This is a genomic window from Methylobacterium pseudosasicola, assembly GCF_900114535.1.
In the GTDB taxonomy this organism is placed as follows: domain Bacteria; phylum Pseudomonadota; class Alphaproteobacteria; order Rhizobiales; family Beijerinckiaceae; genus Methylobacterium; species Methylobacterium pseudosasicola.
In genome coordinates, this window is sequence record NZ_FOTK01000008.1 from 150096 (window position 1) to 166644 (window position 16549).

Sequence of the window (16549 nt, forward strand, 5' to 3'; positions counted from 1 at the left end):
TTAGACGTGCGCGTCCATCTCCCCTATACTGTCGGCCAGCGATCGGCATCCGGTCGCCTTGGGAATACGGGATGCGCATGAGAGTCGCTGTCTGGCGCTGCACGACCCGTCCGGTCCTCCTCGGGCTGGCCGTCCTGCTGGGCCAGGCAGGTCTGTCTCTGGTCGGCACCGCGCCCGCCCGGGCGCAGTGGGGCGACGGCTACCAGCAGCCCGGGAATGGGGCCTATTCCGAAGCACCGATGCGGCGGCGCCCGCGCGATGCCTATTACCGCGATGACGGCGCCTATGCGCGCCAACCCCGCTACGCGCCGCCCCAGGAAGCACCGCGCCAGTTCTACTGGCCCTGGGAGGACCGTCCCCAGCAGCCGACGGCCCCCCCGCCGGAGCGCACCTACCGGGCGCCGCGGCCCCGCAGCCCCGTCGGAACCGCCGACGCGCAGCGGCCCCCACCCGCCACCAAGCGGCGGGAACGCCCGGCCCGGGCGCCGATTCCGCCGAAGCCCGCCATCACCAAGACCGCGCCGAACGTGCAGATCGCGGTGTTCGGCGATTCTCTGGCCGACCACCTCGCCCGCGGCCTCGACGACGTCTTCGAGGACAATGCCGATATCGCCGTGGTCGATCGCGCGAAGGGCGATAGCGGGCTCGTGCGCAAGGACGTGATCGATTGGCCGAAGAGCGCCGAAGATTACCTCCGCACCAATCCGAAGGTCCGCTACGCACTGATCATGCTCGGCGCCAATGACCGCCAGCCGATCCGCGAGGGCGACGAAACGGCCGAGCCGCTCACCGATCGCTGGAAGGCCCTGTACCGCGCGCGGGTCGACGCCCTCCTGAAGGTATTCACCGACCACAAGGTGCCGCTGGTCTGGGTCGGCCTCCCGCCGATGCAGAGCGAGACGCTGAGCCGGGACCTCGCCGGCATCAACGACATCGTCCGGGACAGCGTGACCAAGGCCGGCGCGACCTATGTCGACATCTGGCCGGGCTTCGTCGACGATCGCGACCGCTACGCGGCCTCCGGCCCCGATCCCGAGGGTCAGATCGCCAAGCTCCGCACCGCCGACGGCGTCCACTTCACCAAAGCTGGCGACCGCAAGCTGGCGCACTTCGCCGATGTCGAGCTGAAGCGGCTGATGGGCACGGCAACGCCGGCGCTAACCGATCAGCCGCCGACCGCAACCATCGCGCCGGCCGGGCCACCCTCGACGACGGGACCGAGCCTCGACGGTTCGGGGCAGCCCACCGACACCGCGACCATCGACCGCCAAATCACCGCGATGCTGCCGAGCCTGCCGGAACCGCCGGGCGTCCCGGCCCTGCCGGTGAAGCCCGCCGCCGGACCGGTTGTGCCGCTCGGCCGTGTCGAGGTTTCCCCCGGTGGAGCGCTGCTCACCGGCCGGCCGCGCGACGGCGACAATCTCGGCACCGTCGAGCGGACCCTGGTCCGCGGTGCCGCACCGCTGCCGCAGCCCGGCCGCGCCGACGATTTCCGCTGGCCGCCCGGCTGAAGCGCGGGCCCGGCGCGGGCTTCGTGATCCCGCGCCGATGATCTCGTAAGAAACTACCGGGGTAGGACGCTCGCGCCCATCAGGGTCTCGTCGATGGCGCGGGCGGCCTGACGGCCCTCGCGGATCGCCCAGACCACCAGGGACTGGCCCCGGCGCATGTCGCCCGCGCTCCAGATCTTCTCGTCCGAGGTGCGGTAATCCTCCTCGTTCGCCTCGACGTTGCCGCGCTTGCTGACGCTGATGCCGGATTGCTCGAGGAGGCCCTTCTGGACCGAGCCGGCAAAGCCGATCGCCATGAAGACGAGATCGGCCGGAAGGATGAACTCGCTCCCGGGGATCGGCTGACGCTTGGCGTCGACCCGGGCGCAGACCACGCCGGTCAGCCGGCCCTTCTTGTTGCCTTCGAGCCGGAGCGTCGCCGCCTGGAACTCGCGCTCGGCGCCCTCGGCCTGGCTGGAGGAGGTGCGCATCTTGGTCGGCCAGTACGGCCACACCGTCAGCTTGTCCTCGCGCTCGGGCGGACGCGGGCGGATATCGAGCTGGGTCACCGACAGGGCGCCCTGGCGGAAGGCGGTGCCCACGCAATCCGAGGCGGTGTCGCCGCCGCCGATTACCACGACGTTCTTGCCTGAGGCCAGGATCGGTGCCTCGCCGTTGCCGCGCATCGGCTCGGCCGCCACGCGCCGGTTCGACTGGATCAGGTAGGGCATCGCGTAGTGGACGCCCTCGAGCTCCTGCCCCGGGAGCTGCGGGTTCCGCGGATCCTCGGCGCCGCCGCAGAACATCACCGCGTCGAACTCGGCCTTCAGCTCCTCAACCGGCTTCGTCACGCCGATATTCTGGTTGTAGTGGAACACCACGCCCTCGGCCTCCATCTGCCGCACGCGGCGGTCGATGTGGCGCTTCTCCATCTTGAAGTCGGGAATGCCGTAGCGGAGCAGGCCGCCGGCCTTGGGCTCACGCTCGAACACGTGCACGTCATGGCCCACCCGGGCGAGCTGCTGGGCCGCCGCGAGACCGGCCGGCCCAGAGCCGACGATCGCCACGCGCTTGCCGGTCCGCACGGACGCCGCCTCGGGCTTGATCCAGCCCATGTTCCAGGCGCGATCGGCGATGGCCTGCTCGATCGTCTTGATGGCGACCGGCTGGTTCTCGAGGTTGAGCGTGCACGCCTCCTCGCAGGGCGCCGGGCAGACGCGACCGGTGAACTCGGGAAAGTTGTTGGTCGAATGGAGGTTGCGCGAGGCCTCCTCCCAATCCGACTGGAACACGAGGTCGTTCCAGTCCGGGATCTGGTTGTGGACCGGGCAGCCGGTTGGCCCGTGGCAGAACGGGATGCCGCAATCCATGCAGCGCGCCGCCTGTTTGGTCAGGTCGTGCTCGTCGAGCGGCAGGGTGAACTCGCGGAAGTGCCGCACGCGATCGGCCGCGAGCTGGTACTTCTGCTCCTGCCGGTCGAACTCGAGGAAACCCGTGATCTTGCCCATCGGTCAGTCCAATCGCGCCGCTATGTCTTCCATCGGGTCGCCTCGCTCCGCAGTGGAGAGGGGATCGATCACGGGCGAACCCAGTTCTCGATCGCCAAACCGCTGATCCGCGCGAATTCCCGCGTGTTGTCCGTCACCAGTACGCTCCCATCGGCGAGAGCCTGAGTTGCGATGAGCAGGTCGTTGGCCCCGATCGGTGTCCCGGCCCGCTCAAGCCCGAGACGTAGGTTCGCGTAGATCGCGTCGTACGGGACTCGCCAGGGTTCGATCGAGACGGCGCCGAGCACCGCTTCGACCTGTCGTGTCAGCCGATCCGACCCTTTTCGCAGAGCGCCATACCGCAATTCAGCGGCGACGACGACGCTTGTGTAGATTTCCGTCTCCCCGACCCGTTGGACCAGCTCCGCCACCGGGCCTCGCGGCGACCGGACCAGCGCCGAGAGGATGTTGGTGTCGAGCAGGTAGCGCATTCACAGGTGAACGTCGTCGGGCGGCGCGTCCGCGATCTCCGGCCAAGCCTCGTCGAGGTCGTCCAAACTGTCGAGGACGCGCAACAGCGAGGGACGTCCGACCGGCTCGACCACCAGCCTCGCCCCGTCCCGGCGCAGCAGCACGTCATCGCCGCCCAGCATGAAGCTGGGCGGGATGTCGAGCCGCTGCCCGTCCGGGGTCCGGACCAGGCGGATGCGTGCCACCGGTTCGCCCATCTTGCCCCCGCCGCTACTCCGCCGCCACCGGCATCCGCGCCATCTCCATCTCGCGCAGCGCGCGGCGGTATTCCACCGGCATCACCTTGACGAACTTGGTGCGGAAGCTCGCCCAGTCGTCGAGGATCTGCTTGGCCCGCGGGCTGCCCGTATATTTGAGATGGTTGGTGATGAGCTGGCTAAGGCGCTCCTCGTCGTGGCCGGACATGTCGGCCAGGATGTCGACGCGACCCTTGGTCTCCAAGTCGCCGTCCTGGTGGAAGCGGCGCATCAGGTCGTCCTCCTCCTCAACGGGTTCGAGGTCGACCATCGAGAGGTTGCAACGGGCCGAGAACGAGCCGTCCTCGTCCAGCACGTAGGCGATGCCGCCCGACATGCCGGCCGCGAAGTTGCGCCCGGTCTCGCCGATCGAGACCACGACGCCGCCGGTCATGTACTCGCAGCCATGGTCGCCCATGCCCTCAACCACGGTGATGGCGCCGGAATTGCGCACCGCGAAGCGCTCACCCGCGGAGCCGCGGATGTAGCACTCGCCGGCGATGGCGCCGTACAGCACGGTGTTGCCGACCATGATGGTCCGGTCCGGGGGCGATCTTAGCGCGTCGCTCGGCCGGATGATCAGCTTGCCGCCCGACAGGCCCTTGCCGACATAGTCGTTGCCGTGGCCGGTCAGCTCGATGGTGACGCCGGCCGCGACCCAGGCGCCGAAGCTCTGGCCGGCGGTGCCGGAGAGCTTCACCACGATGGTGTCGTCGGGCAGCCCCTCGTGGCCGTGGGCCTTGGCGACCATGCCGGACAGCATCGCGCCCGCGGCCCGGTCCGAGTTCCGGATCGTGTCGGTGACGACCACCGGCTCTCCGGTCTCAATGGCGTGCTTGGCCCGCTCGATCAGGCGCCGGTCCAGGACCGTGTCGATCGGATGATGCTGTTTCTCCACGTGCCTGATGGCGATGCCTTCGGCGACTTTCGGGCGGTGGAAGAGCTTGGTGAAGTCGAGCCCGCGCGCCTTCCAGTGGGCGATGGCCTCGACCTTGTCGAGCACATCCGAGCGGCCGACCACCTCTTCCAGCTTGGTGAAGCCGAGCGAGGCCAAGATCTCGCGTACTTCCTCCGCAACGAAGAAGAAGTAGTTCACCACGTGCTCGGGCGTGCCCTTGAAGCGCTTGCGCAGGACCGGATCCTGCGTGGCGACCCCCACCGGGCAGGTGTTGAGATGGCACTTGCGCATCATGATGCAGCCGGCCGCGATCAACGGCGCGGTCGAGAAGCCCATCTGGTCGGCGCCGAGCAGGGCCGCGATGACCACGTCCCGCCCGGTGCGGATGCCGCCATCGGCCTGGAGGGCGACGCGCCCGCGCAGGCCGTTGAGCACCAGCGTCTGCTGTGTCTCGGCGAGGCCGGTCTCCCAGGGGCCGCCCGCGTGCTTCAGCGAGGTGAGCGGCGCGGCACCGGTGCCGCCGTCATAGCCCGAGATCGTGATGTGGTCGGCGCGCGCCTTGGCGACGCCCGCCGCCACGGTGCCGACCCCAACCTCGGAGACGAGCTTTACCGACACGTCGGCCGACGGGTTCACGTTCTTCAGGTCGAAGATCAGCTGGGCCAGATCCTCGATCGAGTAGATGTCGTGATGCGGCGGCGGCGAGATCAGGCCGACGCCCGGGGTGGCGTAGCGGACCTTGGCGATCTTGGCGTCGACCTTGTGGCCGGGCAGCTGGCCGCCCTCGCCGGGCTTGGCGCCCTGCGCGACCTTGATCTGCATCATGTCGGAATTGACGAGGTATTCCGTCGTGACGCCGAAGCGGCCCGAGGCGACTTGCTTGATCGCGGAGCGGCGCGAGCGGCCGTCCGGCAGCGGCTTGAACCGCTCGACCTCTTCGCCGCCTTCGCCGGAATTCGAGCGTCCGCCGAAGGAATTCAGTGCGATGGCCAGCGTCTCGTGCGCTTCCTTTGAAATGGATCCGTACGACATCGCCCCGGTGGCGAAGCGCTTGACGATCTCGGAGGCCGGCTCGACCGAGTCCAGCGGCACCGGCTCGCGGCCGAGCTCGGACGCCGACCTGAGCCGGAACAGGCCGCGCAGGGTCTTGAGCTGGTTCTCCTGCCGGTTCACCAGCGCTGCATATTCCCGGTAGCGCTCGGGCACGTTGAGGCGCACCGCGTGCTGGAGCGTCGCGATCGTGTCGGGCGTCCAGGTATGGGCCTCGCCGCGCAGCCGGTAGGCGTATTCGCCGCCGACATCGAGGGCGTTGCGGTAGATCGGCGCGTCGCCGAAGGCGTCGCGGTGGCGGCGGACCGTCTCCTCGGCGACCTCGGCCATGCCGACGCCCTCGATGGTGGTGGCCGTGCCGAAGAAGTCGCGGCTGACGAAGGTCGAGTTCAGGCCGACCGCGTCGAAGATCTGGGCGCCGCAATAGGACTGGTAGGTCGAGATGCCCATCTTGGACATGACCTTGAGCAGGCCCTTATCGATCGCCTTGATGTAGCGATAGATAATTTCGTCGTCGGTGAGGTCCGGCGGGAACTCGTCCTTCATCGCCAGCAGCGTCTCGAAGGCGAGGTACGGGTTCACCGCCTCGGCGCCGTAGCCCGCCAGGCACGCGAAATGGTGCACCTCGCGCGGCTCGCCCGATTCGACCACGAGGCCGACCGAGGTGCGAAGCCCCTTGCGGATCAGGTAGTTGTGCACGGAGGCTGTGGCCAGCAGCGCCGGGATCGGGATCCGGTCCGGCCCGACGGCCCGGTCGGTCAGCACGATGATGTTGTAGCCGCCCCGCACCGCCGCCTCGGCCCGGTCGCAGAGCCGGTCGAGGGCGCCGTCCATGGCCTGCGCGCCCATCTCGGCCGGGTAGGTCATGTCCAGGGTCTTGGTGTCGAACCGGTCCTCGAAATGGCCGATCGAGCGGATCTTCTCCAGGTCGCCGTTGGTCAGAATCGGCTGGCGGACCTCCAGGCGCTTGCGCCGGGACGCGCCCTCCATGTCGAGCAGGTTCGGCCGCGGCCCGATGAACGAGACGAGGCTCATCACGGCCTCTTCCCGGATCGGGTCGATCGGCGGGTTGGTGACCTGCGCGAAATTCTGCTTGAAGTAGGTGTAGAGCAGCTTCGACTTCTCGGAGAGCGCCGAGAGCGGCGTATCCGTGCCCATCGAGCCGACCGCCTCCTGGCCAGTGACGGCCATGGGCTGCATCAGCAGCTTCAGGTCTTCCTGGGTGTAGCCGAAGGCCTGCTGGCGATCGAGCAAGCTCACGTCCGAGCGCGATTCCCGCGCCACGACGGGCTTGAGGTCTTCCAGCACGATCTGGGTGTTCTTGACCCAGTCGGCATAGGGGTGCGCGGCGGCGAGCTCGCCCTTGATCTCCTCGTCGGAGACGATCCGGCCCTTCTGCAGATCGATCAGCAGCATCCGGCCCGGCTGGAGACGCCAGGACTGGACGATCTTCTCGTCCGGGATCGGCAAGGTGCCCATCTCGGAGGCGAGCACCACGAGCCCGTCATCGGTGACGATGTAGCGGGCCGGGCGCAGGCCGTTCCGGTCGAGGGTGGCGCCGATCTGGCGGCCATCCGTGAACGCCACCGCGGCGGGGCCGTCCCATGGCTCCATCAGGGCGGCGTGGTACTCGTAGAACGCGCGCCGCTCCTCGCTCATGAGCGGATTGCCGGCCCAGGCCTCCGGGATCAGCATCATCATGGCGTGGGCGAGCGGGTACCCGCCCTGCACGAGGAATTCGAGGGCGTTGTCGAAGCAGGCGGTGTCGGACTGGCCCTCGTAGGAGATTGGCCAGAGCTTCGAGATGTCGTTGCCGAACAGGTCCGAATCGACACTGGCCTGGCGGGCCGCCATCCAGTTGACGTTGCCGCGCAGCGTGTTGATCTCGCCGTTATGCGCGACCATCCGGTACGGGTGCGACAGGCGCCAGGTCGGGAAGGTGTTGGTGGCGAAGCGCTGGTGGACCAGGGCGATGGCCGAGACGAATCGCTCGTCCTTCAGGTCGAGGAAGTAGTCGCCGATCTGCGTGACCAGCACCATGCCCTTGTAGACGATGGTCCGGGTCGAGACGGAGACCGGGTAGAACTCCTTCACCCGCGGGTCGTCGAGGGCGTAGACCTTGTTGGAGATCACCTTGCGGGCGACGAAGACGCGCCGCTCGAACGTGTCCTGGTCGGAGACCGAGGCCGGACGGCCGATGAACACCTGGCGGTGATGCGGCTCCGTGGCCTTCACGGCCACGCCGAGATCCTCCGGGTCAACCGGCACGTCGCGCCAGCCGAGCAGCGGCAGGCCTTCGTCGGCCAGGGCGGCTTCGATGATTCCCTGAATGATCGCCCGGGGCTCTTCGGCCTTGGGCATGAAGAACTGGCCGATGGCGTATTGGCCGGCCGGCGGCAGCTCGAAGCCGAGGCGCGAGCATTCGTCGGCGAAGAAGCCGTGCGGGATCTGGGTGAGGATGCCGCAGCCGTCGCCCATCTTCGGATCTGCGCCCACCGCGCCGCGATGGTCGAGATTCTCGAGGATCTTCAGGCCCTGCTGGACGATGGCATGGGTGCGGCGGTCGTGCATGTCGGCGATGAAGCCGACGCCGCAGGCATCGCGCTCGTTGGCCGGATCGTAGGCACCCTGGGCTTTCGGCAGAGCGGGATCGCGCACCGTGAGCGGCGTCGCGCCGCCGCGCGGAGCGGCAGCCTGGAACTCGGAAGCAGCAAACTCTTCGGCGGGTCCGCGCTGGGCCATGCTTCGTCTCGTCCTTCCCTCGATCCCGTCCGCTGCCGATCAACCCGCGAGCATGTTTCATGCCTGCGAGCCGTCGCCGCCCGGCGCCCCGACCCGATGCCGCAGGCGGTCCGGCCGGTCCCCGGGAGGGCACGTCCGTCGACCTTCGTTCATCGAGAACCCGGACCGCTCCGGAGAGCGGCGCGCTGGCGCGCTCGAGACCGTCTGCCGGATTTCTCGCTTGCGCGCGAGACGGAGACGGTCGGCATGCACGGCCGATGGGACAGTTCTACTGTCCTAAGTCGCGAAATTGGCAGATTGAAACCGTTTCAGCAAGGGATCGCGCGAGGACGCGGGCGCGGCATCGGCGACTTGGCTTAAACTGCCGTTCACCAGTCTCTTCCGCAATCTCGCCCGAATCACCCAGTCTACGGGATCTTGCCGAGCACAAGCGGCATGCGGGGCAACGACCTCGCCGGCATGGTCGAGGTCTGGGCAAACCGGCCCGGACCATGCCGGAACCGGTTACTCTGCCGGGTCTTCAAGACAGGCGGGTCTCCAAGACGGGAACGCACCAGAGTGATGATCGAGAACAGACTGGCTGGCCGGGCACGGCGCGCGACGACGCGTGCGCTCTGTGCCGTGCTGCTGTCCGGCGGAGCGGTGCTGGGCCTCTGCCGCGGGGCCAGCGCGCAATTTGCCCTTGAGGACGACATTCTGCCGCCGCGGGTCGTCGCGTGGCGCTTGGCCGATCGCGGCTTCAGCGGCTTGAGCCGCCCGCGCTTCGACGGACGCGTCTACGTGGTGGATGCCGTCAGCCCGACTGGTGTCCCGGTCCGCCTCTTCGTCGATCCCGCCGCGGGCGCGATCGTCGGGCGTCAGCGGATCAGCCCGCCGGAGACCTATGCCCGGCTCGAGCGGCCCGGTCCCGGCTTCGGCTGGACCGAGGAGGAGGCCGCACCGCGCCGGATCCTGCGGCCGGCGACGCCTGACGACGTGCCGGGCCCGGCCGTACGTCCGCAACGCCGTCCGGTTCCCGAGGCCCTGCGCCCAGACACCAACCCCGATGGCCTCAATCCCGATAGCCGTCCCCGCCCCGAAGCGCCGCGGAAGATCGCGCACGCGGCCCAGCCCGGCCGCCAGCCCGAGCTGAAACCCGCGCTTCGCACGGTGCCCGAGGCCCCTGCCCCGAAGGTCGCCCCCGCCGAGGCCGCCAAGGCGGATCCCGCTGCCGAGTCGAAGCCGGACACCAAGTCGGCCGCCATCGACAAGGCGCCCGCCGCCAGCCCTGCGCCCGCGAATCCCGCTCCGGCCAAGCCCGCGATGGGCGGCGTCGCCGAGGCCGCCAAGCCTGCGGCTCAGGATTGGAAGGATCCTCCGGCGGACAAGAAGCCGGTACGAATCATCGGCGGTGCGACCATCGTCCCCGGCCCCTCCGAGAAGGAGCCGGCGGCGCAGTAACGTCAGCCGCCGGGGGCCAGCCGTTCGGCCCCGGTGAAGACGGTCAGCGTGTCCGCGCGCGCGATGGCGCAGAGCGTGATCCCGTGCGCCCGGGCGCGCTCCAGCGCCAGGGAGGTCGGGGCCGAGATCGCCACGATCACGGCGGCGCCGAGGCGCGCGGCCTTCTCGACCATCTCGAACGAGCAGCGGCTGGTGATCACCAGGAAGCCGCCGGCCGTGTCGGTACCGGCCCGCATCAGCGCGCCGATCAGCTTGTCCAAGGCATTGTGCCGGCCGACATCCTCGCGCACCGCGACGAGCGTGCCGTCGAGCCGGGCCCAGGCGGCGGCGTGAACGGCGCGCGTCTCGGCGCTCAGAACCTGCGCCGCATCGAGGCCGTCCAGCGCCTTGGCGATGGCCGGGAGGGCGACCCGCACGTTTGGCGCGTCCCGCATCTCGGCCCGGGGCAGTTCTGCTAGATCCTCGATGCCGCAGACGCCGCAACCGGTGCGACCGCTGATCGCGCGCTTGCGGGCCAGGTGCTCCCGCAGGCGCCCCGGAGCCAACTCGACATGGAGGCGCAAGCCGTCCGCGCCGGCCTCGACCCGGGTCGCGCGGATCTCGTCGGCGGTTTCGATGATCCCTTCCGTGAGGCTGAATCCGTAGGCGAAATCCTCCAGATCGGCGGGCGTCGCCATCATGACGGCATGCGGGACGCTGCCGTAGACCAGGTTCACCGGCGCCTCGACGGCCAGCGCCCGCATGCCGGGCTGCGGTTCCGAGCCCGTATAGGCGACCACCTGCATCGGGGCTCGGACTGAGCGCGGCGGCAGACCGGCCGGTCGATCCTCGGGTTTAATCAACATCCCACGCTCCGACGGAGTCCGCTCGCGCCGCCCCGACGCGGTGAAACAGAATCGAAGGCGACGAAAGGTCGAGGCAACGTCGCATCGACACCTGAATCAGCCGGAATCAACCCGCTGCGACGCTTGTGCGGTTGCACCTCGAACGTCCTTGTGATCTGAAGCCGCGATCGGATACATGCCGGGTAACACAACTGGCGGTCCGTCACGTCGGCACCATCCCGCGCTCAGTCAAGACGGGAAAGGCCGGCGGGCAAGCAAATCGCACGGGGAGCAACGAGAGGCAGATGCGGACGGTGCGGACGATCACCCGATCACCCTGGAGCCTCGCCGCCCTCGGCGCATTGCTCACCTCGACATCCGGTGCGCTCGCCGGCGGCTTCGGACAGCCGGTGCCGTGGGAGATGAGCCGGCAGATCCCGGTCACCGAGAATGCCCGCGACATCCTGGGCTTCGAGATCGGCCTTCATTGGCTCTCGCTGGCCATCTCGGTCTTCGTGCTCGGGCTGATCCTGTGGTGCGTCTTCCGCTTCAACGAGAAGACCAACCCGACCCCCTCGCGCACCACCCACAACACCGCCATCGAGATCGCCTGGACCATCGTGCCGGTGCTGATCCTGGTCGCCGTCGCGATCCCGTCCTTCCGCCTGCTGCGCACGCAGCTCGCGGACCCGAAGGCGGACATGATCGTCAAGGTCATCGGCCATGCCTGGTACTGGTCCTACGAGTACCCGCAGACTGAGGCCGGCGGCGGCTTCACGTTCGATGCCAACATCGACGAGGACAAGCAGCCCCGCCTGCTCCAGACCGACAACGAGATGGTCGTGCCGCTGGGCAAGATCGTGAAGATCCAGGTGACCGCGGCCGACGTGCTGCATTCCTGGGCGATGCCGGCCTTCGGCTTCAAGATCGACGCCGTGCCGGGCCGCCTGAACCAGATGTGGTTCCGGGCCGACAAGGAAGGCACCTTCCATGGCCAGTGCTCGGAGCTCTGCGGCCAGCGCCACGCCTACATGCCGATTGTGGTCCGCGTGGTCAGCGAGCAGGCCTATGCCGATTGGCTGAAGGAAGCGAAGACGAAGTACGCCCGCATCGATAACGGCACGAGCTTCGCCGAGGCGCGCTGAGCCCCGGCTGACCGAACAAAACCCGTCAGATCCACAAGGCACCCGAATCCATGGCTACAGCCGCAGCCCATGCCGAGGCCCACGAGGTCCACGACCACAAGCCGTCGTTCTTCGCCCGGTGGTTCCTCTCGACGAACCACAAGGACATCGGCACCCTCTACCTGCTCTTCGCCTTCTGCGCCGGCATGATCGGCGCGTTCCTCTCCTTCGGCATCCGGATGGAGATGGAGCAGCCGGGGCTGCAGTTCTTCTCGAACCCGGCGACCTACAACGTGTTCGTCACCGGACACGGCCTCATCATGGTGTTCTTCATGGTGATGCCGGCGCTGATCGGCGGCTTCGGCAACTGGTTCGTGCCCCTCATGATCGGCGCGCCCGACATGGCGTTCCCGCGCATGAACAACATCTCGTTCTGGCTCACGGTGGCGGGCTTCTGCTCCCTGCTGTGCTCGCTGTTCGTTGAAGGCGCTCCCGGCGCGTCCGGCGCCGGCACCGGCTGGACCGTCTACCCGCCGCTCTCTACCGCCGGCCATCCCGGCCCGGCCGTCGACTTCGCGATCTTCGCCCTGCACCTGTCGGGCGCGGGTTCGATCCTCGGCGCGATCAACTTCATCACCACGATCCTGAACATGCGCGCCCCGGGCATGACGCTGCACAAGATGCCGCTCTTCGCCTGGGCCGAGCTGGTCACCGCCTTCCTGCTGCTGCTGTCGCTGCCGGTTCTGGCGGGCGCCATCACGATGCTGCTCACCGACCGCAACTTCGGCACGACCTTCTTCGACCCGGCCGGCGGCGGTGACCCGATCCTGTACCAGCACCTGTTCTGGTTCTTCGGTCACCCCGAAGTGTACATCATGATCCTGCCGGCCTTCGGCATCGTGTCGCACATCATCTCGACCTTCTCGCGCAAGCCGGTCTTCGGCTACCTCGCGATGGCCTACGCGATGGTGGCGATCGGCGTCGTCGGCTTCGTGGTCTGGGCCCACCACATGTACACGGTCGGCCTGTCCCTGCAGACGCAGTCCTACTTCGTGTTCGCCACCATGGTGATCGCGGTCCCCACGGGCGTGAAGATCTTCTCCTGGATCGCGACGATGTGGGGCGGCTCGATCCGCTTCACCGCCGCGATGCACTGGGCGGTGGGCTTCATCTTCCTGTTCACCGTCGGCGGCGTGACCGGCGTCGTGCTCGCCAACTCGGCGGTCGATAAGTACCTGCACGACACCTACTACGTCGTGGCGCACTTCCATTACGTGCTGTCGCTGGGCGCGGTGTTCATCATCTTCGCTGGCGTCTACTACTGGTTCCCGAAGATGACCGGGCACATCATCCCGGAATGGGCCGGCAAGCTGCACTTCTGGCTGGCCTTCATCGGCGCGAACGTCCTGTTCTTCCCGATGCACTTCCTCGGGCTGGCCGGCATGCCGCGTCGTTACGCCGACTACCCGGACGCCTTCGCGGCCTGGCACAAGGTCTCGACCTACGGCGGCCATATCTTCGGCCTCAGCATGTTCGTCTTCGTGATCGGCGTCGTGCTGGCCTTCCGCTCCAAGGAGCGGGCTGCCGACAATCCCTGGGGCGAAGGCGCCACCACCCTCGAGTGGACGCTCCCCTCCCCGCCGCCCTTCCACCAGTTCGAGACGCTGCCCCGCATTGTCGACGAGCCAGGCGCGCACTGAACCAAAGTCTGCGAGGGCCGCACAGGCGGCCCTCGCCCTTCCCCGGAAGCCGTGACGGCGACTTCCCGGCAAGGGCGATCAAGACGAGCGAACCGCACAGGCCGCGTGTTCCGCTCGCACCCTCCCTTGGAACTAATCGATTTCGAAACCCGACTCGGCCGTGACGCGCGTGGCCGGGCGCCGACACAACAGCGGCAGACGCGATGACGAGCCTGACGAACACGATCGGACCGGACGCGCCGGCCCCGGCCTTCACGGCCGTCGGCGGCGACGTGCCGGACTATTTCGCCCTGCTCAAGCCGCGGGTGATGGTCCTCGTCATCTTCACCGCGCTGGTCGGCATGGTCGTGTCTCAGGGCCATGTTGCCCCGGCGATCGGCGTGATCTCGCTGCTGGCCATCGCGGTGGGCGCCGGCGCCTCCGGCTGCCTCAACATGTGGTGGGACGCGGATATCGACGCCGTGATGACCCGGACCGCGCAGCGCCCGATCCCGGCCGGCCGGATTTCCTCCGAGGAAGCGCTCGGCTTCGGCCTGTTCCTGTCGGTGGCGTCCGTGCTGGTTCTCGGCCTCGCCGCGAACTGGCTCGCCGCTGGACTGCTCGCCTTCACCATCGTGTTCTACGCGGTGATCTACTCGATGTGGCTGAAGCGGGCGACCGCGCAGAACATCGTGATCGGTGGGGCTGCCGGTGCCCTGCCGCCGGTGATCGGCCAGGCTGTGGTGTCCGGCTCGGTCGGGATCGAGTCGCTGGTCCTATTCGCGATCATCTTCATCTGGACGCCGCCGCACTTCTGGGCGCTGGCCCTGATCAAGGCCGAGGAATACGCCCGCGCCGGCATCCCGATGATGCCCAACGTCGCCGGCCCGGCCTCCACCCGTCGCCAGATCGTCTGGTACTCGATCTTCCTGGCCCCCCTTGGCTTGGCGCCCGTCGCCCTCGGCTTCGGCGGCCTGCTCTACGCGGTGATCGGCGTGGTCGGCGGCGTCGGCATGCTGGCCTTCAGCGTCCGCGTCCTGAAGAACCGCGAGGGCGAGGCTGAGAAGCGCGCCGCCATGGGCATGTTCGGCTTCTCGATCCTGTACCTGTTCGCGCTGTTCTCGGCCCTGCTCGCCGAGCAGAGCTTCGGCCTGTTCCGGCCGCTGGTCTGAGCGCCATGGCGGATCCCGAGATCCCGCAGCGCCAGCTCACCCCCGCGGAAGAGGCGCGTCGCCGGAAGCGGTCGATCGCGATCGCTCTCGCGCTGGGCGCCTGGGTGCTGCTGTTCTTCGTGTTGACGATCGTCAAGCTCGGCCCGCAGATCCTCAGCCGTCCGCTCTGAGGGGTTACAATGACAGCATCCCGCCCCGACCCCACCCGCGCTGCCAGACGGACGGCGCTCGCCTGCGCCGGTCTCGCCGTAGGCATGATCGGCCTCGCTTTCGCGTCGGTGCCGCTCTACGACGCCTTCTGCAAGGCGACGGGCTATGACGGCACGCCGCGCCAGGGTCCGGCGCTGGCGAGCTCGGCGGCCCGCGCCGACGACAGCATGGTCGTCCACTTCGACACCAACGTCGCGCCGGGCCTACCCTGGAAGTTCATTCCCGAGACGAACAACATCGCGGCGAAGCTCGGGGAGACCAAGACGGTCTTCTTCCGGGTCCAGAACACCAGCAGCAAGCCGTCTACCGGCGTCGCGACCTTCAACGTCCAGCCTGGCCTGATGGGCGGTTACTTCGTCAAGGTCGCCTGCTTCTGCTTCAACGAGCAGACCCTGCAGCCGGGCGAGACGCTGGATGTGCCGGTGGTGTTCTACGTCGACCCGGCCGTGCGGGATGATTCGAACACCGCGCATCTCTCCGAGATGACGCTGTCCTATACCTATTTCGCCTCGAAGAACGGCCAGCCGGTCACTGCGGCGGTCGCGACCACAGGGGCTTCGGGCACGAAGCGCGATTTCTGATCGCGACCGCGTGACAACAGAGGTCGGCACCGACTAAGTGTGCGGACAAGCTTGGGCGTCCTGTACGTGGCGCCCGGCCAAGAGCGATAGGCCGGATGCCGGGAACGGCGCGGGGCGTCAGGGTGAGGAGCGACGGAACGATGGCCGAGGCGCACGCCAAGAATCACGATTTCCATATTCTGAGCCCGAGTCCGTGGCCGCTGATCGGCGCGTTCTCGGGCTTCCTGATGGCGTTCGGCGCCGTGTTCTGGATGAAGAGTCTCCAGATCGGCACCCTGACCCCGGGCCCGTACATCTTCGGCGCCGGCACGCTCGGCGTGCTCTACACCATGTTCTCCTGGTGGAAGGACGTGGCGCACGAGGCCAATTCGGGTGACCACACCCGCGTCGTCCAGCTGCATCACCGCTACGGCATGATGATGTTCATCGCCTCCGAGGTGATGTTCTTCGTCGCGTGGTTCTGGGCCTACTTCGAGGCGGCGCTCTACACCGCCGATCCGATCCAGGTGTCGCGGGTCGAGTTCACTGGCGGCGTCTGGCCGCCCAAGGGCATCGAGGCGTTCGATCCCTGGCACCTGCCCCTGCTCAACACGCTGATCCTGCTGACCTCCGGCACCACCGTGACCTGGGCGCACCACGCCCTGCTGCACGGCGACCGGAAGGGCCTGAAATACGGCCTGTGGCTGACGATCATCCTGGGCGTGCTGTTCACCGCCTGCCAGGCCTACGAGTACAGCCACGCCGAGTTCGGTTTTTCGGGCAGCATCTACTCGTCGACCTTCTTCATGGCGACGGGCTTCCACGGCGCCCACGTCATCATCGGCACCATCTTCCTGGCGGTGTGCCTGTTCCGCGCCTATGCGGGCCAGTTCACCCCGCGCCAGCATCTCGGCTTCGAGTTCGCCGCCTGGTACTGGCACTTCGTCGACGTCGTCTGGCTGTTCCTGTTCGCCGCGATCTACGTCTGGGGCTCAGGCGTCTTCCACGGCGCCGCGCACTGAGCGCAGCTACCCCGTCACCGCATGGCGGGTCTGTGAAAGGGCGGCTCAGGCCGCCCTTTTTCGTGTCCGACTCGGCGCGATACC

General features: G+C 68.1%; 13 protein-coding genes. 8 read left to right on the forward strand and 5 right to left on the reverse strand.

The annotated features are described in order from the left end of the window. Positions 1-71: 71 nt before the first annotated feature. On the forward strand, positions 72-1511 hold the full coding sequence (locus BM228_RS10775; RefSeq protein WP_092039787.1) for an SGNH/GDSL hydrolase family protein: 1440 nt from the start codon (positions 72-74) through the stop codon (positions 1509-1511). Positions 1512-1564: 53 nt separating this feature from the next. Here the strand turns inward: BM228_RS10775 and BM228_RS10780 are convergent, their stop codons facing one another. The 4 genes from BM228_RS10780 to gltB all read right to left on the reverse strand — a co-directional run bounded on the left by BM228_RS10780 (position 1565) and on the right by gltB (position 8434). Continuing rightward, positions 1565-2998: a glutamate synthase subunit beta gene (locus tag BM228_RS10780; RefSeq protein WP_092039790.1), complete on the reverse strand. Its 1434-nt coding sequence runs from the start codon at positions 2996-2998 to the stop codon at positions 1565-1567. Positions 2999-3066: 68 nt separating this feature from the next. Then, entirely contained in the window at positions 3067-3468 is a 402-nt protein-coding gene (locus tag BM228_RS10785; protein ID WP_092039793.1) for a type II toxin-antitoxin system VapC family toxin, read from the reverse strand. Then, the gene (locus BM228_RS10790) at positions 3469-3693 is read right to left on the reverse strand and encodes an AbrB/MazE/SpoVT family DNA-binding domain-containing protein (protein WP_244537095.1); all 225 of its coding nucleotides are present in this window, start codon (positions 3691-3693) and stop codon (positions 3469-3471) included. It lies immediately after the preceding gene. Between the two features lie 25 nt (positions 3694-3718). Next, on the reverse strand, positions 3719-8434 hold the full coding sequence (gltB, locus tag BM228_RS10795) for a glutamate synthase large subunit (protein WP_092039799.1): 4716 nt from the start codon (positions 8432-8434) through the stop codon (positions 3719-3721). Between the two features lie 561 nt (positions 8435-8995). On the opposite strand from gltB, the gene BM228_RS10800 reads away from it, so the two are divergent. Next, complete coding sequence (locus tag BM228_RS10800) at positions 8996-9874, forward strand: hypothetical protein (RefSeq protein WP_092039802.1); 879 nt, start codon at positions 8996-8998, stop codon at positions 9872-9874. 2 nt (positions 9875-9876) lie between these two features. Here BM228_RS10800 and fdhD read toward each other — a convergent pair whose 3' ends face one another. After that, positions 9877-10719: a formate dehydrogenase accessory sulfurtransferase FdhD gene (gene fdhD / locus BM228_RS10805; RefSeq protein WP_092039804.1), complete on the reverse strand. Its 843-nt coding sequence runs from the start codon at positions 10717-10719 to the stop codon at positions 9877-9879. A 284-nt stretch (positions 10720-11003) separates the two neighbouring features. Here fdhD and coxB point away from each other — a divergent pair, with 284 nt between their 5' ends. From coxB to BM228_RS10830, 6 genes are all read left to right on the forward strand, one after another. Then, positions 11004-11843 carry a cytochrome c oxidase subunit II gene (coxB, locus tag BM228_RS10810; protein ID WP_092039807.1) on the forward strand — a complete coding sequence of 280 codons (840 nt, stop codon included), beginning with the start codon at positions 11004-11006 and terminating at the stop codon, positions 11841-11843. 50 nt (positions 11844-11893) lie between these two features. Next, positions 11894-13522 carry a cytochrome c oxidase subunit I gene (ctaD, locus tag BM228_RS10815; protein ID WP_092039810.1) on the forward strand — a complete coding sequence of 543 codons (1629 nt, stop codon included), beginning with the start codon at positions 11894-11896 and terminating at the stop codon, positions 13520-13522. A 203-nt stretch (positions 13523-13725) separates the two neighbouring features. After that, positions 13726-14673, forward strand: a complete 948-nt coding sequence (locus tag BM228_RS10820; RefSeq protein ID WP_092039812.1) for a heme o synthase — start codon at positions 13726-13728, stop codon at positions 14671-14673. A 5-nt stretch (positions 14674-14678) separates the two neighbouring features. Next, positions 14679-14843: a hypothetical protein gene (locus BM228_RS34635; protein WP_167367710.1), complete on the forward strand. Its 165-nt coding sequence runs from the start codon at positions 14679-14681 to the stop codon at positions 14841-14843. Between the two features lie 9 nt (positions 14844-14852). Next, positions 14853-15464 carry a cytochrome c oxidase assembly protein gene (locus BM228_RS10825; protein WP_092039815.1) on the forward strand — a complete coding sequence of 204 codons (612 nt, stop codon included), beginning with the start codon at positions 14853-14855 and terminating at the stop codon, positions 15462-15464. 140 nt (positions 15465-15604) lie between these two features. After that, a complete protein-coding gene (locus BM228_RS10830; RefSeq protein WP_092039820.1) occupies positions 15605-16465 on the forward strand; it encodes a cytochrome c oxidase subunit 3 in 861 nt (286 codons plus the stop codon). Positions 16466-16549 lie beyond the last annotated feature (84 nt).